A 17465-nucleotide genomic window follows, 5' to 3' on the forward strand; every position below is an offset into this window, starting at 1 on the left:
GTTTCATCTTGCCGTATAGGGAGGCCATAGGCTGACAGCGGGCTGCCACGATCTGCCGTGGATCGTCTCGCGATCGGAGAACGGAACTGTTTCAATCCAGGCCAGAACAGCTCTAATGTCTGTGCCGGAGCAATGTGGGCGGGGTATGGGGAACACAAGCGACGATGACGAGCGGAGTTTCTTCTCCGAAGCGCCGATGCGGCCTGCTGCGAAAGCCAAGGCGACGCTCGACGAAAAGCCGCATTACCTCGGCCATCGCGACCGCTTGCGCGAGCGCTTTGCCCTGGCGGGTCCGGATGCCCTGCCCGAGTACGAACTTCTGGAACTTCTGCTCTTTCGCCTGATCCCTCGTGCCGACACCAAACCGGCAGCCAAGGCGCTGCTGGCACGCTTCGGCACGCTGGCCGAAGTGATTGGCGCCCCGGTGGGCCTGCTGCAGGAGGTCAAGGGCATCGGCCCTGCGGTGGCACTCGACCTGAAAATCGTCGCCGCAACGGCGCAGCGCATGGCCCGCGGCGAGGTCCACGGCCGCGAGATCCTCTCGTCCTGGCAGCAGCTCCTCGATTATTGCCGCTCAGCAATGGCCTTCGAGGCGCGCGAGCAGTTCCGCATCCTGTTCCTCGACAAGAAGAACGCGCTGATCGCCGACGAGGTGCAGCAGACGGGCACTGTCGACCACACGCCTGTGTACCCGCGAGAAGTGATCAAGCGGGCGCTCGAACTCTCGGCGACTGCCATTATCCTGGTCCACAATCACCCGTCAGGCGACCCGACGCCATCGCGCGCCGACATCGAGATGACGAAGGAGATCATCGACGCGGGCAAGCGGCTGGGCATCGCGGTGCACGACCACATCATCATCGGGCGGAAGGGATATGCCAGCATGAAGGGCCTGCTGCTGATCTGAGATGGCAGGGCCGGCGCCAACGCCGGCCGACCTCGACCACGCGATCCCAGAGATCGGGGCGGGCGAAGCCGGCTAGAACAAGCGACTGGCGGAATCAGGAGAGTATGATCATGGCGAAAACAAAAGTCCTTCTTGTCGGCGAAAGCTGGGTGAGTTCGGCGACCCACTACAAGGGGTTCGACCAGTTCGGCAGCGTCACCTTCCATCTCGGGGCAACGCCCCTGGTCGACGCCTTGAAGGACAGCGAATTCGATCTCGACTACATGCCCGCTCATGAGGCCGTCGAGAAGCTGCCTTTCACCATGGAAGGGCTGTCGCAATACAGGACGATCATCCTGTCCGACATTGGCGCAAACTCGCTGCTGCTTCATCCCGATGTCTGGCTGCACGGCAAGACAGTGCCGAACCGGCTCAAGCTCCTGCGCGACTGGACGCTGGCCGGCGGCGGCCTGATCATGATCGGCGGTTACTTCAGCTTCCAAGGCATTGACGGCAAGGCGCGCTGGCATCGCACGGCGGTCGAGGAGGCGCTGCCGGTGACCTGCCTTCCCAATGATGACCGTCTCGAAATTCCGGAGGGCTTTCGTCCCGAGATCACTGGCTCAAGAGACCATCCGCTTTTTGCCGGCATTGAGGGCGAATGGCCGCTGCTGCTCGGTGCCAACGAGGTCGTCGCCCGCGATCGCGACGATGTCGAGGTTCTGGCGCGGCTGCCGCAGGACCAGGGCGGCCATCCCCTGCTGGTCACCGGGCGTCACGGCGAAGGGCGCACGCTGGTCTGGACGTCGGACATCGGACCGCACTGGCTGCCGAACAGTTTTGTCGAATGGCCCGGCTATGCGCGGCTTTGGACCAACGTGCTCCGCTGGGTCAGCAACGCCGTTTGATGATGTCGCCCCAAAGTGCGTTTTTGAGGCAACGACATGTATGAGAACAAAGGTTTGAAGCCGATCAGCATCACCGGGAACGGCGAGCTCGGCCGTTACCGCCTTCGCCTCACGGTCGTTCACGGCGGATCGGTGTTGCAGTTTCCGGCAACCTGGCTGACCGCTTCGCCGAACCCGGCGAGGTCGAAATCGGCCTCGCCGCGCCCCGCCAGCAGCCCGAACCGCCACGAAAGCTGGAGCCGGTTCGCGGCGACAAGGCGCCTGATCCCATCGGCGCCATCGCGCACCAGCATCCGGCCGCGCGGCCCGACCGACCAGCTTTCGTCGAACTTGCTCTCCTGATCGACCGTAATCGACATGGTGATCTTGCGGCTGGCCGAAACAGCGTCGTTCAGTTGCAGCCATTCAGTCCAATGCGGCTCGCCGTTTGCCCGGCAGGCAATCGTCAGGATCGGGCTGTAGCTCAAGGCACCGCCGCCGGTGATCAGCTTGTTGGTGGCGTAGAGCGAGGCCGTCACGAGGCCGTCTTCACTCGTGCCGAAGCGCCAGTTGTCAGGCACCGTGCCGGCCTGGGCAATGCCGCAGACCGAGATAAGGATCAGCGCGATTGCCGAAGCGTGTCCCAATTCGACGAACAGTCTCAACACGCCCTCCAACAACCAAGCGGCTTGCAATAGAAGCGCAGATAATGATCAAAGCTTGGTCGCCACAGGCCGTCGCTCGCGAAGCATGGCGGCTGTTGCAGTTTGGCAACGAAAAAGGCCGCCTCAAGGGCGGCCTTCCTGTTTCAGCGGAGCGCTGGTGTTATTCGGCGGCCTTCTTCTTCGGCGCGGCCTTCTTCTTGGGCTCTTCCGCGTCGTCGGCCGTCTTGGCGTCGGCCTTCTTGACGGCGGCTTTCTTCGCCGGCTTCGCCTTCACGGCGGTCTCGTCCTCTTCGTCATCGGCCATCAGCTCTTCCTTGCTGACCTTGACGTCGGTGACCGAAATCTGACCGAGCAGATGGTCGACCACCTTTTCCTCGAACATCGGCGCCCGCAGCGTGTTCAACGCTTCCGGGTTGTTGCGGTAGAACTCGAAGACTTCCTGCTGCTGGTTTCCTGGATAGCGCCGCACCTGCTCGAACAGGCCGCGCTGCAGCTCTTCGTCCGATACGGTCACGCCGGCCTTCTCGCCGATTTCAGCCAGCACCAGCCCGAGGCGCACGCGGCGCTCGGCAAGCCGCAGATACTCGGCGCGCGCCTCTTCTTCCGTCGTCTCTTCGTCGGCGAAGGTGCGTCCGGCTGCTTCCAGATCACGATTGACCTGCGCCCAGATGTTGTTGAACTCGGCGTCGACGAGCTTCGACGGCGCCTCGAACGAATAAGCCGCGTCGAGCTGGTCGAGCAGCTGGCGCTTGACCTTCTGGCGCGTCATGGCGCCGAACTGGTTCTCGATCTGGCCGCGCACGACGTCGCGCAGGCGCTCCAGCGACTCCAGGCCGAGGTTCTTGGCGGTCTCGTCGTTGATTTCCAGCGCGCCGGGCTGGGACACTTCCTTGACGGTGACATCGAAGGTCGCTTCCTTGCCGGCCAGATGCGCCGCCTGGTAGTTTTCCGGGAAAGTCACGGTGACCTGCTTTTCGTCACCGGCCTTGGCGCCGACAAGCTGATCCTCGAAGCCGGGGATGAATTCCTTCGAGCCTAGCACCAGCGGCTGATCGGTGCCGGCGCCGCCATTGAAGGCCTCGCCGTCGATCTTGCCGACATAGTCGATGGTGACACGGTCGCCATTGGCGGCCTTGCCGGTCTTCGGCTCGTAGCTGCGCGCCGATTCGGCAACGCGCTGGACCTGCTCGTCGATCTCGGCATCAGGCACGTCGAACACCTGGCGCGTCACCTTGATGTCGGAAAAGTCCTTGATCTCGATCGCCGGGATGATCTCGTAGTTGAGGCGGAATTCGAAGTCGGCGCCGCCGGCCAGGATCTTCTCGGCTTCCTTCTCGTCCTCGGTCATGATGACTTCAGGCTGCATGGCAGCCTTTTCACCACGCCCGGTAATGATCGAACGGGTCGAATCGTTGAGGATTTCGTTGACCACTTCGGCCATGAACGACTTGCCGTAGACCTTGCGCAGGTGCTGCACCGGCACCTTGCCTGGACGGAAGCCGTTGATGCGGACCTTGTTGCGGGCATCCGAAAGCCGCGCCATCAGCTTGGCTTCCATGTCACCGGCCGGCACGGTGATCTTGATCTCTCGCTTGAGACCGGAGTTGAGCGTTTCGGTGACCTGCATCGTAAAACCTTTGTTTTCACCAAAGAGACTGCCACGGCCTCTGCCGTTCACAGCCTGCCGGTATATTCTTGCCGGGAATGGCTTTTGGTACGGAACCTGGCGATTTGACCGAAAACCCGGCTCAAACTCTCCCAAACTGCGTTCCAAAATGTGAATAAGTTCTTGTTTTTCCTACTTCTTATCACATTCTGCAGAAGCGGATCGTCGCGTCCCGTCACATTTGACACGCCTTTTGTCACAGGCGAGGCCAATTTTCAACAGTCTTCGCATCCCAGCGAATAACCAGCATTCGGGGCCTGCCCCACATCTTGTCGCTGGGCCACATCTTGTCTCTGACATTGACAGAATGATGGCCACATGGGATTGCCGGTCCATGCGGATGTGGCGGAACTGGTAGACGCCCTGGATTTAGGTTCCAGTGCCGAAAGGCGTGGGGGTTCGAGTCCCTTCATCCGCACCACCCTTCGAGCTTCGGGTGGCGGGCCACCCGAAAGCCCTGGCGAAGGAGGACCGGCGCCGTTCAGGCAGGCATCGGATTGAGCTTCAGATGCTGGATCAGGATGATGGTCTTGGCGTCGACGATACGGCCATCGGCGATGCCGGCCAGCGCCTCGTCGAGCGGCATTTCCAGAACCTCGATGTCCTCGCCCTCTTCTTGCGCGCCGCCGCCGGCCGAGATGCGGTCGGCGGGTGAATAGCGGGCGATGAAAAACCAGAGCCGTTCGGTGACGCTGCCGGGGCTCATATAGGGCGAAAACAGCCGCTCGATATCCTTCAAGCGATAACCCAGCTCTTCCTCGGCTTCCTTGCGGATGGCGGTCTCCGGATCGTTTTCGTCCAACAGGCCGGCACAGGCCTCGATCAGCGGCTCGCGGTGGCCGGTGACGTAAGCGGGATAGCGGAACTGGCGCACCAGAAGCACGGTCGAACGCAAGGGGTCGTAAGGCAGGATCACCGCACCATCGCCGCGATCATAGGTCTGGCGGATTTGCGTCTCCCACTGACCGTCGCGCCGGCGGTAGTCGAGGACGGTCTTCTTCAGGATGGCCCAGTCGTCGGAGAGGATTTCCTCCGAACGGACGCGAATACGATCTTCCATCCCGGTCTCCATGCTAAAGCGCGTCGCACTTCATGCTCCTGTTTATGCCTGTCGTTCTCCCAAAACCGGAGCCACTTTTGGGAGACATGCCTGGCCGAGGCGTAGCCGCGAACCGGCATTTCGGCAATCCCGCCCGTGATTGGTCCAGAAGCCCTTTCACCGCCTCGTGTCTGGCGCAGGCGCCATCGGTCGCCTAAATAGCTGCGAACCCTCCCGGAGTTTCTCATGACAGCGTCGCTTTTCCAGTCGATCACTCTCGACGGCCTCACCTTCCCCAACCGCATCGCCGTCGCGCCGATGTGCCAGTATTCCGCCGAGGACGGCTCGGCCAGCGACTGGCATCTCCATCACTGGATGAACCTCGCAATGTCCGGCGCCGGCATGGTCACGGTCGAGATGACCGATGTCGAGCGGCGCGGGCGTATCACCCATGGCTGCCTCGGCCTTTACTCCGAAGACAATGAAGCGGCCGCCCGCCGCGCGCTGGACGCTGCACGACGCGTCGCCGCACCCGGCACGAAATTCGGCTCCCAACTCGCCCATGCCGGCCGCAAGGCTTCGAACCGCAAGCCGTGGGAGGGCGGCGGACCACTGCAGCCAAACGAGGATCCCTGGCAGACCGTCTCCGCCTCGGCCATCCCCTACGACACCGGCTGGAACGTGCCGCACGCTCTGGAGGACGAGGAGATCCTACAGCTGATCGAGCGCTTCGCCGAGGCGGCAAGGCGAGCCGAACGCGCCGGCTTCGATTTCCTCGAACTGCACGCCGCGCATGGCTATTTGATCTTCCAGTTCCTGTCGCCCTTGTCCAACCAGCGCACGGACCGCTGGGGTGGCTCGCTGGAAAACCGCATGCGTTTTGCCGTCGAAATCACCAAGGCGGTGCGCAAGGCGGTGCCAAAGCTGATGCTCGGCGCAAGGCTGTCCGTGAAGGATTGGGTCGACGGCGGCTTCGACGTGGCGGACGCGATCGAAGTGGCCAAAGCGCTGAAGGACGAGGGCGTTGCCTATCTCTGCTGTTCGAGCGGCGGCAATTCGCCGTTGCAGAAATTGCCCACCGGCCCCGGCTATCAGGTGCATCTGGCGGAGGCGGTGCGCAAGGGCGCTGATATTCCGACCCGCGCCGTCGGCCTGATCGACGACCCCAAACAGGCCGAAGCGATCGTCACCGAGGGCCGCGCCGACATGGTGGCGCTGGCGCGGGCCTTCCTGGCTGATCCGCGCTGGGGGTGGCGTGCGGCGGCGACATTCAGCGAGACAATCCACCCGGCGCCACAACTTGCCCGTTCGGTGACCACGATGCAGCATTGGATGAAGGCGGCGGGCTGAACGGTTCGCGCTCCCGACACGGCGCTGTAGAGCCTTCAAACAGCCTCTGAGACGTTTGGGCGCAGGCTGACGGCCATGGTTGCAACCAAATTGGCTGCTTTGCGTTGCGGCCATGATGGACAACAAACCTTTTGAAGTGCCGGTCGTCGTCGAACTTGGCCACGTCGGCAAATATCGCCACATCCGCAGCGCCCAGGAAGCCGCGGAGTGCCTGATGACGGTGTGGCCGCTCAATCGCGGCCCGCGCCATCGTGATGCCCTCGACACTTGCCTCAAAGTGCTGGAAGGTTATCGTTCGACAGCAGATGCGCGCCGGGCGCTGATTGAAGCCGCCAAGGAATCGGAAGTGCTGGTGCCCGACGACAGACTGCCCGACGACCGACTGCATTGAGCAGACGGACCTTTCAACCGGAGGTTTTTCATGGCGAAGCTGACTTACAAGATCGTCGAACATGACGGCGGCTGGGCCTACAAGGTCGGAGCGACCTTTTCCGAGACGTTTCCGACGCATCAGGACGCGTTGCGCGCCGCCGAAATCGCCTCGGCCGAGCAGCAGGTCGCCGGAGCGACGGACGGCATCCAGTATGAGGACGCCGAGGGAAAATGGCATGAGGAACTGGCCGACGGCCGCGACCGGCCGCAGACAGAAGTCTCGGATTGATTCGGTATCGCGGTTGATGTGGAGCGGTCCGACAGAGCGCCGACCGCAGCGCCGTCCGGAGAGAGGACGCGCCAGCGGCCAGCGGCTGTCCTTGCGGACTAGCCCTCGAACATGGATTTCCAGAAAATCGGCGTGCGCTTTTCGGAAATCACGTTCTGGCTATTTGCCGCAATACTGATCGTTGACGTTTTGCCCTGCGTTAGCGTCCGGGCCTGGTGTGTTGTGGGCACATGGGCCTATTGCGCCGGTGTTGCCTTGGGTGTTCAACCCGGAGCCGTCACTGATGCTTCCCGTGGTATAGGGGTCGACAGTTGTCTGGTCGTTGTTACCGAACAGCCACCAGTCACGATTGTTGGAATACCTGTCGTCCAGTGACTGGGCCATCGCCGATGTTGCGAGACCGATCGTCAGGACGGATGCTGCGAGAATTTTTGTAACCATTGAATCACTCCGTATCTTAGCCGCCTTGGTGCGACACTCATAAAACCCGGTTGTCAGCCGAATGGTTCCTTGAAATTGTCGTGAAGCTGAGGTGAGGCCCCGATCAGCAAAGCCCGGCCGGCGATGCGCTCGATGGATGCGGCGGTTCGCTCCGCGGCCACGAATTGCGGCATGTGCCCCTTGCCGTTGGGCCCCTCGATGCGGCCGAGATCTTGCTCGACCGCCACGTTATCGCAGAACATGGTGGGGAATGCGTTGGACTCAACCGAGCCATCCACCTCCGGCGGTCATGCAGTCGGGCAGGGAAGCCGGCGCCGCGGAGATGACATTGCGGCCACCGCCGCGCCGCGCTATCTCAGACCACTCGCCTTCCCGGGCCACTCGCTTGCCGGAGCTTCCCATGCCTGAAATCGTGACCGCCGCCATGCTCGTCATCGGCGATGAGATTCTGTCCGGCCGCACCAAGGACAAGAACATCGGCCATCTCGCCGACATCATGACGGCGATCGGCATCGACCTGAAGGAAGTGCGCATCGTCCCGGACGAGGAAGACGAGATCATCGCGGCGGTGAACGCCGTGCGCGCGCGCTACACTTATGTGTTCACCACCGGCGGCATCGGGCCGACGCATGACGACATCACGGCCGATTCCATCTCCAAGGCCTTTGGCGTGCCTTGCGAATACGATGCCCGGGCCTATGCCATGCTGGAAGCAAGCTATGCCGCGCGCGGCATCGAATATACCGAGGCCCGCAAGCGCATGGCACGGATGCCGCGCGGCGCCGATCTCATCGACAATCCGGTGTCGGTCGCGCCTGGCTTCCGCATCGGCAACGTCCACGTCATGGCTGGCGTGCCGTCGATTTTCCAGGCCATGCTCGACAATGTCGTGCCGACGCTGAAGGCCGGCACGAAGATGCTGTCGGCGACCGTGCCCTGCCCGTTCGGCGAAGGCCTCATCGGGGGGCCGCTGGGTGATATCCAGAAAGCGCATCCCGATACGATCATCGGCTCCTATCCGAAATATGGCGATGGCAAGTTCTGGACCGAACTGGTCGTGCGTGCCCGCAACCAGGAGGCGCTGGACGCTGCCCGCGCCGATGTCGAGGCGATGGTCGCCGGCTTCGCCAGCAATCCCGGCTGATCTGGTCCAGACCGGAACAAAGCACGACGCTGCAACGTTTCCCCGGCACGAGTTCGCCAGCTCGTGAACTGAGGGATTGTCATGCGATTCAAAACCATCGTCGCCATTCTGCAGAACGAGCAGGACGCCGAGCGCGTGCTCGACTGCGCCATTCCGCTCGCCACCCGGTTCCAGAGCCATCTGGTCGGCATCCACGCCGAAACGCTTCCCGTGCCCTACACCTCTGCCACAGGCTTTCCCGACACCGAATTCCTGCAGGTTTCGGCAGACATGAACCGGGAACGGGCCGAGAAATTAAGGACGCTGTTTCTCAGGCATATCGAGGATTCCGGTCTTTCCTTCGAATGGCGAAGCCTGGAGAGCTTTTCGGGTGACAGTGCGCTGACCGGGATTTCGAGCGTGCGGGCCGCCGACCTGATCATAGCAGCGCAGCGCGAAACGGGCGGCGATTCCAGCGCGGACGTTGACACGCTGGTCTACGATGCCGGCCGGCCGGTGCTGGTGGTGCCGCACGAGGGTCCGCTGATCACCACCTTCAAACGCGTCTTGCTCGCCTGGAACGGCAGCAAGGAAGCGGCGCGCGCCGCCTTCGACGCGCTGCCCTTCATCATCGAAGCCGAGAAGACCGACATATTGGTTATCGACCGTCCTGAAACGCTCGACGACAGCCCGGAGGCCGCCGGCGCCGAAATCGCGGCGGCGCTGTCGCGCCACGGCGCCACCGTCAGCGTCTCGGTGCAGCAGTCGGGCGGCAGTTCGGTCGATGACATCATCCAGACCAGGATCGCGGAGACCGGCGCCGATCTGCTGGTGCTCGGCGCCTACAGCCATTCATGGCTGCGCCAGCTTCTGTTCGGCGGCGTGACGCGCAGCGTTCTGCGCACCGCGCCGGTGGCAGCCTTCCTGTCGCGGTAAGCCCACGGCGATCGCTGGCCCTTGCCTTGCCAAGGCCCCTGCTCTTGCCAAGATGGGGGCTTTCCAGCTAATTCCGCGCGCATTCCCCTGTTTTCTTGCGCGCGATCCCCGCGTGCTGTGGAGTGCGCGACATGTCCCTTCCCGAAAAAGCCTTTCCGGTCTCCTGGGACCAGTTCCATCGCGACGCTCGCGCACTCGCCTGGCGGCTTGCCGGCGCCAACAAAGGGCAATGGAAAGCGATCGTCTGCATCACGCGAGGCGGGTTGGTGCCGGCGGCGATCATCTCGCGTGAACTTGGCATCCGCGTCATCGAAACCGTCTGTGTCGCCTCCTATCACGATTATACCAGCCAGGGGCAGCTGCAGGTCCTCAAGGAGATCACCCCTGCCCTGCTCGCCGAAGACGGCGCCGGCGTGCTGATCATCGACGACCTGACCGACACCGGCAAGACGGCGGGCATCGTGCGCGCGATGATGCCCAGGGCGCATTTCGCCACCGTCTATGCCAAGCCGAAAGGCAGGCCGCTGGTCGATACTTTCGTCACCGAAGTCAGCCAGGACACCTGGATCTATTTCCCGTGGGATATGGGCTTCACCTACCAGAAGCCGATCGCCGACGACCACGCCGGCTGATTCGCAACTACCTGCCTGTTACAGACCAGCAGCTTGCACCGGGGATGGATTTGCTTTCGCAAACACGTCCGGCAGAGCCGGATATTTCGCGAAATCGACGTCTATTGGCGGAAATTGGCCAGGCGAATGAAATTTTTTACTTTTATTGCCGACAATTAGCCGTAAGATTCATGAGACGGCAAACGATTCCGGAGGCTGGGGCTAGCTTCTTCGATGTTGACGAGGCCAACGACACACAATCATCTGGCCGAAAGGGTCCGACGGCTCTTCGGCACCGCGCCGTGCCGCCTGCAGGTTGCCGCCCTGCCCTGGCGCGACACGGGAGACGGCGTCGAAATCATGCTGATCACCAGCCGCGATACCGGCCGTTGGGTTTTGCCCAAGGGTTGGCCAGAGGCCAGGGAGCCGCTCTGCGAGGCCGCGGCGCGCGAAGCCGGCGAGGAGGCCGGGCTGCGCGGCCGTGTCTCTCATCTTGAAGCCGGCCGTTACTTCTACGCCAAGGCGCTGGCTTCCGGCGAAGAAGTCCCGTGCGAGGTCCTGGTGTTTCCGCTGCATGTCGACAAAGTCGCGGACCGCTGGAAGGAAAAACGCTCACGCACCCGCAAATGGGTCCGTGCAAGCGAAGCGGTGCGCATGGTCAACGAACCCGACCTTTGCCAGATCATCGCCTATTTCTGCGCCGACCCGCACAGCTTCTCCTGACGGGCGGCCACACCGCGCTCTTTGCAAAAAGGGGACTGGCTTGCAAAGGCTGGACACGCGTTGCCGCGCATCGGCATGAATGCTTTGCTAAGGAATCAAAGGTAGGATTCGGCAGCTCTGGTATTTTTTTGATCGATGGCGAATCCCGCAAATCCAATTCCAAACGAGTCCGACGAGCCTGAGCGCGAGCATCGTCCGCGCGTGCTCAAGGGCGGGTCGATCATCACCGGAATTTCGAATTCGGAAGTCGGCTGCACGCTGCGCAATCAACACGAAGGCGGAGCCGAACTGAAGATACCGCTGGAAGCCCGGGTTCCCGATCGCTTCCTTCTCTATGTGCCGCTCGACGGCATTGCCTATCGGTGTGAGGTCCGCTGGCGTCGCAATGACCGTATCGGGGTGCAGTTCACCGGCACCGAGCCAAAACCCAGGCTGCACTACGGCTGATCCATTCAGGCACGACGCTTTGGATCGTTGCCGCGTCCGGATTGCCTGGTGACGGCAAAATTGCGATCGCCGCACCGCATTCTATCCCCGTTATCCACATATGTGACACACAAGATGTTGGGGTCACAAAAGCTACGCAAACGAATCCTTGACGGCGCAAAACGAGTCGCCTTTTATAGGCCATGCGCTCCTGTTGAGAGTGCGACCGGAAAGTTCTGAGCCCGGTCTTTTTCCCGGATTATGTGCGTTTTGCTCGCATTTCCGCCTGGTTACGAGGCCGGCGGAAGCGTTGGAACTGTGGGGCGGTTGGGGTCGATAGGGGCAATTGTCGGGCTTGAATAAATTGTCTGTTAATACTATATTTAGTGTTTGCAGGTAGGTTCGACGCTAGATAGTGTGAATTTCCCTCGACCGAGGGAATCGGAAAAAAATCAGTTTTGAGGGACCCGTGGGTTCGTCGGCACGTTGGACAGGCACTTCGCAAGGAGTTTGACCAGCAGGGCCGGCGGAGGCTGCGAAATGGAGAGCCGGCCGTTTTCGAACGCCGGCAGACGGCGGACATGCGCGTTTCGCATCGGGGGCAGAAATCCCTGGGGAAAAGCGCTACATATAGACAAAAGGGACCGGACCAATGCGCATCGAGCGTCGTTTCACCAAGCCAGGACAGTCCGCCTATGCGGAGATCGAATTCCGCAAGGCGCTTTCGGAGATCAAGAATCCGGATGGCTCGGTGGTGTTCCGCTTGGACAATATCGACGTGCCGGCGCAGTTCTCCCAGGTCGCAGCCGATATCCTGGCACAGAAATATTTCCGCAAGGCCGGTGTTCCGGCGCGCCTGAAGAAGATCGAAGAGAACGACGTCCCCTCCTTCCTGTGGCGCTCCGTCGCCGATGAGGCGGAACTCGCCAAGCTGCCGGAAGCCGAGCGCTACGGTTCCGAGATCGACGCCCGCCAGGTCTTCGACCGCCTTGCCGGCACCTGGACCTATTGGGGCTGGAAGGGCGGCTACTTCAAGGCGTCGGAAGAAGACGCACGCGCCTTCCGTGACGAGCTTGCCTACATGCTGGCCACCCAGCGCGTCGCGCCGAACTCGCCGCAATGGTTCAACACCGGCCTGCACTGGGCCTATGGCATCGACGGGCCGAGCCAGGGCCACTTCTATGTCGACCCCTTCACCGGCAAGCTGACCAAGTCGAAATCCTCCTACGAGCATCCGCAGCCGCATGCCTGCTTCATCCAGGGCGTACAGGACGACCTCGTCAACGAGGGCGGCATCATGGATCTGTGGGTGCGTGAAGCGCGCCTGTTCAAATACGGCTCCGGTACCGGCTCCAACTTCTCGCTGCTGCGCGGCGAAGGCGAAAAACTGTCCGGTGGCGGCCGCTCGTCGGGCCTGATGAGCTTCCTCAAGATCGGCGACCGCGCGGCGGGCGCCATCAAGTCGGGCGGCACGACGCGCCGCGCCGCCAAAATGGTCATCGTCGACGCCGACCATCCCGATATCGAGGAATTCATCGACTGGAAGGTCAATGAAGAGCAGAAGGTCGCCTCGCTGGTGACCGGCTCGAAGATCGTCAAGAAGCATCTCGAAGCGATCATGAAGGCCTGCGTCAACTGCGAAGGCAATGGCGACGACTGCTTCGATCCGTCGATCAACTCCGCGCTGAAGCGCGAGATTAAGGCGGCCAAGAAGTCGGCCGTGCCGGAGAACTACATCTACCGCGTCATCCAGTTCGCCAAGCAGGGCTATAGCTCGATGTCGTTCAAGACCTACGACACAGACTGGGATTCGGACGCCTACCTCACGGTTTCGGGCCAGAATTCCAACAATTCGGTGTCGCTGAAGGATAATTTCCTGCGCGCCGTCGAGGACGATGCCGACTGGCACCTGACCGCCCGCAAGGACGGCAAGGTGCTGAAGACGCTGAAGGCCAGGGATCTCTGGGAAAAGATCGGTTACGCCGCCTGGGCGTCGGCCGATCCGGGCCTGCATTTCAACACGACGATGAACGACTGGCACACCTGCGCTTCGGCCGGTGCGATCCGGGCGTCCAACCCGTGCTCCGAATACATGTTCCTCGACGACACGGCCTGCAATCTCGCCTCGATCAATCTGCTGCCCTACCGCAACGCCGACGGCACGATCGACATCGCAGCCTACGAGCACACGGTGCGGCTGTGGACCATCGTGCTCGAAATCTCGGTCATGATGGCGCAGTTCCCGTCGAAGGAGATCGCCAAGCAGTCCTACGAATACCGCACGCTCGGCCTCGGCTATGCCAATATCGGCGGCCTGCTGATGACGTCGGGCATTCCCTACGACTCCGATGAAGGCCGCGCGATCTGCGCCGCACTCACCGCGATCATGACCGGCATGGCCTATGCCACCTCGGCCGAGATGGCCGGCGAACTCGGTGCCTTCGCCGACTACGACCGCAATGCCCAGAACATGCTGCGCGTCATGCGCAACCATCGCCGTGCCGCCTATGGCGAGAAGCAGGGCTACGAGAAGCTGGCCGTCAACCCGGTGCCGCTCGTCGCTTCCGACCTGAAGCAGCAGGACCTTGCAACCCACGCCAAGGCCGCCTGGGACCGCGCCATCGAACTCGGCGAGGAGCATGGCTACCGCAACGCGCAGGCGACCGTCATCGCGCCGACCGGCACGATCGGCCTGGTCATGGATTGCGACACCACCGGCATCGAGCCCGACTTCGCGCTGGTGAAGTTCAAGAAGCTGGCCGGCGGCGGCTATTTCAAGATCATCAACCGCGCCGTGCCGGAAGCGCTGCGCACGCTCGGCTATTCCGAAGCCCAGATCGCCGAGATGGAGGCCTATGCGGTCGGCCACGGCAACCTCAACCAGGCGCCGGCCATCAACCCCGGCGCGCTCAAGGCCAAGGGTTTCACCGACGACAAGATCGCGGCGCTCAACGCAGCCTTGAAGTCGGCCTTCGACATCAAGTTCGTCTTCAACCAGTGGACGCTCGGCGCCGACTGGGTGAAGGAGACGTTCGGCTTCACCGACGAGCAGCTCAACGACTTCTCGTTCGAGATCCTGCCGGCGCTCGGCTTCTCCCGCAAGGACATCGAGGCCGCCAACATCCATGTCTGCGGTGCCATGACACTGGAAGGCGCGCCGTTCCTCAAGCCCGAACACCTGGCCGTGTTCGACTGCGCCAGCCCGTGCGGCAAGATCGGCAAGCGCTCGCTTTCGATCAACAGCCACATCCAGATGATGGCGGCTGCACAGCCCTTCATCTCCGGCGCCATCTCCAAGACCATCAACATGCCCAACGATGCGACGGTGGAAGACGCCAAGGGCGCCTACATGCTGTCGTGGAAGCTGGCGCTGAAGGCCAACGCGCTCTATCGCGATGGCTCGAAGCTGTCGCAGCCGCTCAACTCCTCGCTGCTCGCCGATGGCGAGGACGATGAGGATGAAGCCGTCGAGCAGCTGCTCGCCGCACCTGCGGCAGCGCGTGCCGCACAGATCACCGAGCGGATCGTCGAGCGCATCATCGAGCGCGTGTCGCGCGAGCAGGAAAAGCTGCCCGGCCGCCGCAAGGGTTACACGCAGAAAGCCAAGATCGGTGGCAACACCATCTTCCTGCGCACCGGCGAATATGACGATGGCCGTCTCGGCGAGATCTTCATCGACATGAACAAGGAAGGCGCGACTTTGCGTGGCCTTCTCAACAACTTCGCCATCGCCATTTCGTTGGGCCTGCAATATGGCGTGCCGCTCGACGAATATGTGCACGCCTTCACCTTCACCAAGTTCGAGCCGGCCGGCATGGTGCAGGGCAATGACGCCATCAAGAGCGCGACGTCGATCCTCGACTACGTGTTCCGCGAGCTGGCGATCTCCTACCTCGGCCGCAACGATCTCGCTCATGTCGACCAGTCGGACTTTTCCAACACCGCACTTGGCCGTGGCATCAGCGAAGGCAAGACCGATGCGGTCTCCAAGGGCCTGACCCGTGGCGCCTCGCCGGTGAAGCTGGTGTCGCGCGTCAGCGGCAACGATCCGAAAGGCTTTGCGGCCCCATCGGGCGCCCCTGCCCGCTCGGCACCGACCGCCTTCTCCGGCTCCAACGTGCTGGCGCTGAAACCCGCCAGCGACGAAGCGGTCGCCTACAAGCGCGACTATGAGGAGCGGGCGAAGGAACTGGCCGAGGACATCGCCTTCGAGGAAGCGGCGGGTGCTGCCTCCGACGCCACGGCGGGATTGTTCACCGACGCGGCGGCCGTCGAGGCGGCCGAAGCAAAAAAACTCGCCAACGACCGCCGCGCCAAATCGCTGCTCCAGGGCTACACCGGCAATTCCTGCTCCGAGTGCCAGAATTTCACGATGGTGCGGAATGGGACCTGCGAGAAGTGCGACACGTGCGGCTCGACGAGCGGGTGCAGCTGAGATCTAGTGCCACCTCCTCGGCTTACAGTTCGCGAGATCATTCGCCTGCTGGAGGCCGATGGCTGGTATCTGGTTGCAACCAAGGGCAGCCATCGCCAATATAAGCATGAAGTCAAAGCCGGCCGCGTCACCGTGGCTGGCAAGCCGTCTGAAGAGGTTGCGCCAGGAACACTGAACAGCATCCTCAAGCAGTCAGGTTTGAAGGAGTGATGACATGCGTTACGCGGTGGTGATTGAAAAAGCAGGAAATAATTTTTCTGCCTATGTGCCGGACCTACCCGGCTGCATCGCGACAGGTGCCACTGTGCCTGAAGTGGAAACCGAGATTCGCGATGCAATACGCTTTCACATCGAAGGTTTGCGAGCCGATGGGCTGGATGTGCCCAAGGGTGTCAGCCTCGCGGAATACGTAGAGGCATAGAGGCAGGCCTCCACTCGATCCGGATCAGGCTCTGGTCCGGGCGTCTAACTCGCCGGCAACACCCTTAGCGTCTGCTTGTCAAACAGCGGCTCGTCCTGGCCGATGCGGACGAACAGCAGCTTCCGACCCTCGCCCAAGGGCACTTCGAAATACTGGATGCCATCAGGCATTTCGCCCCAGCAGCCGCAGGGTGGGTCGGGAACCTCATCGGGGCTGGCCAGTGCTTTCAGTATTTTCGCAATCCAGGGATGTGTAGCGTTTGACGGCGGCAAGCGCGACGCTCTCGGTGTAAGGCGTCGCAATAACTTGTTTGCATCTGGCCATGCCTTCGGCCTGCCCAGATCAAAGCCTCTCAGCATGCCATCTCAGATGGTCGTCCATGAAGCTGGAGATGAAAAGATACGAGTGATCGTATCCATCCTGCATCCGCAGCTTTAGCGGAATACCTGCTTTGGCGCAGGCCGCCTCAAGCAGCCAAGGCCTCAGCCCGTCGTCAAGAAATCCATCCGACGTTCCCTGATCCACCAAAAATTCGGGGAAACGGTATCCGTCGTCGATGAGCGACGTCGCGTCGCAGCTTCGCCACGAGGCCTTATCCTTGCCGAGATACTTCTCAAAGGCCGGTTTCGACCAGCCGGCGGTGCTTGGCTGGGCGATCGGGGCGAACGCCGAGCAGCTCTTGAAACGTTGCGGATTCTTCAAGGCAATCGTCAGCGCGCCATGCCCGCCCATCGAATGGCCAAAGATTGCCTGGCGCGCCATATCGGCTGGAAATTCAGCCGCGATGAGGGCCGGCAACTCCTCGGCGACATAGGAATACATACGATAGTTCTTCGCATAAGGCTCTTGCGTCGCATCGAGATAGAAGCCGGCGCCGGAGCCGAACTGCCAGTTGTCTTTTTCATCCGGAATGTCGGCCCCGCGCGGGCTGGTGTCGGGACAAACGACGATCAGGCCGAGCTCGGCGGCCATGCGCCTGTACTCGCCCTTGTCCATTACATTGGCGTGGGTACACGTCAGGCCTGAGAGATACCACACAACGGGACAAGGCGCCTCCCGCGCCTGCGGAGGTATGAAAACGGCAAAAGTCATGTCGCAACGGCAACTCGTCGACAAATGGGAATAGACGCCCTGCACGCCGCCATGGGCTTTCGCTTGAGAGATGATTTTCATGTGTTCTCCACGTTGCAGGTCG

At 61.9% G+C, this 17465-nt stretch carries 20 protein-coding genes and 1 tRNA gene; 14 read left to right on the plus strand and 7 right to left on the minus strand.

Features of this window, described 5'->3' with window-relative positions; all coding sequences use genetic code 11:
• Positions 1–145 precede the first annotated feature (145 nt).
• Entirely contained in the window at positions 146–907 is a 762-nt protein-coding gene (gene radC, locus A9K65_RS23465; RefSeq protein ID WP_027162593.1) for a DNA repair protein RadC, read from the plus strand.
• A gap of 110 nt (positions 908–1017) precedes the next feature.
• Positions 1018–1794 (plus strand): glutamine amidotransferase, encoded by a 777-nt coding sequence (locus tag A9K65_RS23470; RefSeq protein WP_013532007.1) that lies wholly within the window; start codon positions 1018–1020, stop codon positions 1792–1794.
• A 119-nt stretch (positions 1795–1913) separates the two neighbouring features.
• On the opposite strand, the gene A9K65_RS23475 is transcribed toward A9K65_RS23470, so the two are convergent.
• Positions 1914–2438, minus strand: coding sequence for a hypothetical protein (locus A9K65_RS23475; protein WP_013532008.1), 525 nt, complete (start codon positions 2436–2438; stop codon positions 1914–1916).
• A 160-nt stretch (positions 2439–2598) separates the two neighbouring features.
• Positions 2599–4065, minus strand: coding sequence for a trigger factor (gene tig / locus A9K65_RS23480; RefSeq protein WP_027162594.1), 1467 nt, complete (start codon positions 4063–4065; stop codon positions 2599–2601).
• Positions 4066–4440: 375 nt separating this feature from the next.
• Here tig and A9K65_RS23485 point away from each other — a divergent pair.
• A tRNA-Leu gene (locus tag A9K65_RS23485) sits at positions 4441–4525 on the plus strand.
• A 60-nt stretch (positions 4526–4585) separates the two neighbouring features.
• Here the strand turns inward: A9K65_RS23485 and A9K65_RS23490 are convergent.
• A complete protein-coding gene (locus A9K65_RS23490) occupies positions 4586–5164 on the minus strand; it encodes an NUDIX domain-containing protein (protein WP_013532010.1) in 579 nt (192 codons plus the stop codon).
• 225 nt (positions 5165–5389) lie between these two features.
• Here A9K65_RS23490 and A9K65_RS23500 point away from each other — a divergent pair, with 225 nt between their 5' ends.
• The 3 genes from A9K65_RS23500 to A9K65_RS23510 all read left to right on the plus strand — a co-directional run bounded on the left by A9K65_RS23500 (position 5390) and on the right by A9K65_RS23510 (position 7154).
• Complete coding sequence (locus tag A9K65_RS23500; protein ID WP_027162595.1) at positions 5390–6493, plus strand: NADH:flavin oxidoreductase/NADH oxidase; 1104 nt, start codon at positions 5390–5392, stop codon at positions 6491–6493.
• A 112-nt stretch (positions 6494–6605) separates the two neighbouring features.
• A complete protein-coding gene (locus A9K65_RS23505; protein WP_013532012.1) occupies positions 6606–6884 on the plus strand; it encodes a DUF982 domain-containing protein in 279 nt (92 codons plus the stop codon).
• A gap of 30 nt (positions 6885–6914) precedes the next feature.
• Positions 6915–7154, plus strand: coding sequence for a DUF2188 domain-containing protein (locus tag A9K65_RS23510; protein ID WP_013532013.1), 240 nt, complete (start codon positions 6915–6917; stop codon positions 7152–7154).
• A 159-nt stretch (positions 7155–7313) separates the two neighbouring features.
• Here A9K65_RS23510 and A9K65_RS23515 read toward each other — a convergent pair whose 3' ends face one another.
• A complete protein-coding gene (locus A9K65_RS23515) occupies positions 7314–7595 on the minus strand; it encodes a hypothetical protein (RefSeq protein ID WP_084016230.1) in 282 nt (93 codons plus the stop codon).
• Positions 7596–7648: 53 nt separating this feature from the next.
• Positions 7649–7873, minus strand: coding sequence for a hypothetical protein (locus tag A9K65_RS23520; protein ID WP_157678554.1), 225 nt, complete (start codon positions 7871–7873; stop codon positions 7649–7651).
• 122 nt (positions 7874–7995) lie between these two features.
• Here A9K65_RS23520 and A9K65_RS23525 point away from each other — a divergent pair, with 122 nt between their 5' ends.
• The 8 genes from A9K65_RS23525 (at position 7996) to A9K65_RS23560 (ending at position 16270) form a co-directional block, all read left to right on the plus strand.
• Positions 7996–8739 carry a competence/damage-inducible protein A gene (locus A9K65_RS23525; RefSeq protein WP_064995344.1) on the plus strand — a complete coding sequence of 248 codons (744 nt, stop codon included), beginning with the start codon at positions 7996–7998 and terminating at the stop codon, positions 8737–8739.
• Between the two features lie 81 nt (positions 8740–8820).
• Complete coding sequence (locus A9K65_RS23530) at positions 8821–9654, plus strand: universal stress protein (protein WP_064995345.1); 834 nt, start codon at positions 8821–8823, stop codon at positions 9652–9654.
• Positions 9655–9785: 131 nt separating this feature from the next.
• A complete protein-coding gene (gene gpt, locus A9K65_RS23535) occupies positions 9786–10286 on the plus strand; it encodes a xanthine phosphoribosyltransferase (RefSeq protein WP_013532017.1) in 501 nt (166 codons plus the stop codon).
• Between the two features lie 213 nt (positions 10287–10499).
• A complete protein-coding gene (locus A9K65_RS23540; protein ID WP_013532018.1) occupies positions 10500–10988 on the plus strand; it encodes an NUDIX hydrolase in 489 nt (162 codons plus the stop codon).
• Between the two features lie 135 nt (positions 10989–11123).
• A complete protein-coding gene (locus A9K65_RS23545) occupies positions 11124–11435 on the plus strand; it encodes a PilZ domain-containing protein (protein ID WP_013532019.1) in 312 nt (103 codons plus the stop codon).
• A 631-nt stretch (positions 11436–12066) separates the two neighbouring features.
• On the plus strand, positions 12067–15849 hold the full coding sequence (locus A9K65_RS23550) for a vitamin B12-dependent ribonucleotide reductase (protein WP_064995346.1): 3783 nt from the start codon (positions 12067–12069) through the stop codon (positions 15847–15849).
• Between the two features lie 6 nt (positions 15850–15855).
• The gene (locus A9K65_RS23555; protein ID WP_064995347.1) at positions 15856–16059 is read left to right on the plus strand and encodes a type II toxin-antitoxin system HicA family toxin; all 204 of its coding nucleotides are present in this window, start codon (positions 15856–15858) and stop codon (positions 16057–16059) included.
• Between the two features lie 4 nt (positions 16060–16063).
• Complete coding sequence (locus A9K65_RS23560) at positions 16064–16270, plus strand: type II toxin-antitoxin system HicB family antitoxin (RefSeq protein ID WP_024504399.1); 207 nt, start codon at positions 16064–16066, stop codon at positions 16268–16270.
• 44 nt (positions 16271–16314) lie between these two features.
• Here A9K65_RS23560 and A9K65_RS36530 read toward each other — a convergent pair whose 3' ends face one another.
• Both A9K65_RS36530 and fghA read right to left on the minus strand, forming a co-directional pair.
• Positions 16315–16440, minus strand: a complete 126-nt coding sequence (locus tag A9K65_RS36530) for a hypothetical protein (protein WP_263498927.1) — start codon at positions 16438–16440, stop codon at positions 16315–16317.
• 172 nt (positions 16441–16612) lie between these two features.
• Positions 16613–17443, minus strand: a complete 831-nt coding sequence (gene fghA, locus A9K65_RS23570; RefSeq protein ID WP_064995348.1) for an S-formylglutathione hydrolase — start codon at positions 17441–17443, stop codon at positions 16613–16615.
• Between the last annotated feature and the right edge of the window lie 22 nt (positions 17444–17465).

Source organism: Mesorhizobium sp. WSM1497 (genome assembly GCF_001672455.2).
In the GTDB taxonomy this organism is placed as follows: domain Bacteria; phylum Pseudomonadota; class Alphaproteobacteria; order Rhizobiales; family Rhizobiaceae; genus Mesorhizobium; species Mesorhizobium ciceri.

What these genes read in the sequence shown, in the direction of transcription:
- A9K65_RS23490 (WP_013532010.1), bottom strand. Translation starts at nt 5,164, where the DNA reads ATGGAAGATCGTATTCGCGTCCGTTCGGAGGAAATCCTCTCCGACGAC.
- fghA (WP_064995348.1), bottom strand. Translation starts at nt 17,443, where the DNA reads ATGAAAATCATCTCTCAAGCGAAAGCCCATGGCGGCGTGCAGGGCGTC.
- A9K65_RS23525 (WP_064995344.1), top strand. Translation starts at nt 7,996, where the DNA reads ATGCCTGAAATCGTGACCGCCGCCATGCTCGTCATCGGCGATGAGATT.
- A9K65_RS23505 (WP_013532012.1), top strand. Translation starts at nt 6,606, where the DNA reads ATGATGGACAACAAACCTTTTGAAGTGCCGGTCGTCGTCGAACTTGGC.
- gpt (WP_013532017.1), top strand. Translation starts at nt 9,786, where the DNA reads ATGTCCCTTCCCGAAAAAGCCTTTCCGGTCTCCTGGGACCAGTTCCAT.
- A9K65_RS23530 (WP_064995345.1), top strand. Translation starts at nt 8,821, where the DNA reads ATGCGATTCAAAACCATCGTCGCCATTCTGCAGAACGAGCAGGACGCC.
- A9K65_RS23540 (WP_013532018.1), top strand. Translation starts at nt 10,500, where the DNA reads ATGTTGACGAGGCCAACGACACACAATCATCTGGCCGAAAGGGTCCGA.
- tig (WP_027162594.1), bottom strand. Translation starts at nt 4,065, where the DNA reads ATGCAGGTCACCGAAACGCTCAACTCCGGTCTCAAGCGAGAGATCAAG.
- A9K65_RS23470 (WP_013532007.1), top strand. Translation starts at nt 1,018, where the DNA reads ATGGCGAAAACAAAAGTCCTTCTTGTCGGCGAAAGCTGGGTGAGTTCG.
- A9K65_RS23515 (WP_084016230.1), bottom strand. Translation starts at nt 7,595, where the DNA reads ATGGTTACAAAAATTCTCGCAGCATCCGTCCTGACGATCGGTCTCGCA.
- A9K65_RS36530 (WP_263498927.1), bottom strand. Translation starts at nt 16,440, where the DNA reads ATGCCTGATGGCATCCAGTATTTCGAAGTGCCCTTGGGCGAGGGTCGG.
- A9K65_RS23500 (WP_027162595.1), top strand. Translation starts at nt 5,390, where the DNA reads ATGACAGCGTCGCTTTTCCAGTCGATCACTCTCGACGGCCTCACCTTC.
- radC (WP_027162593.1), top strand. Translation starts at nt 146, where the DNA reads ATGGGGAACACAAGCGACGATGACGAGCGGAGTTTCTTCTCCGAAGCG.
- A9K65_RS23560 (WP_024504399.1), top strand. Translation starts at nt 16,064, where the DNA reads ATGCGTTACGCGGTGGTGATTGAAAAAGCAGGAAATAATTTTTCTGCC.
- A9K65_RS23545 (WP_013532019.1), top strand. Translation starts at nt 11,124, where the DNA reads ATGGCGAATCCCGCAAATCCAATTCCAAACGAGTCCGACGAGCCTGAG.
- A9K65_RS23510 (WP_013532013.1), top strand. Translation starts at nt 6,915, where the DNA reads ATGGCGAAGCTGACTTACAAGATCGTCGAACATGACGGCGGCTGGGCC.
- A9K65_RS23550 (WP_064995346.1), top strand. Translation starts at nt 12,067, where the DNA reads ATGCGCATCGAGCGTCGTTTCACCAAGCCAGGACAGTCCGCCTATGCG.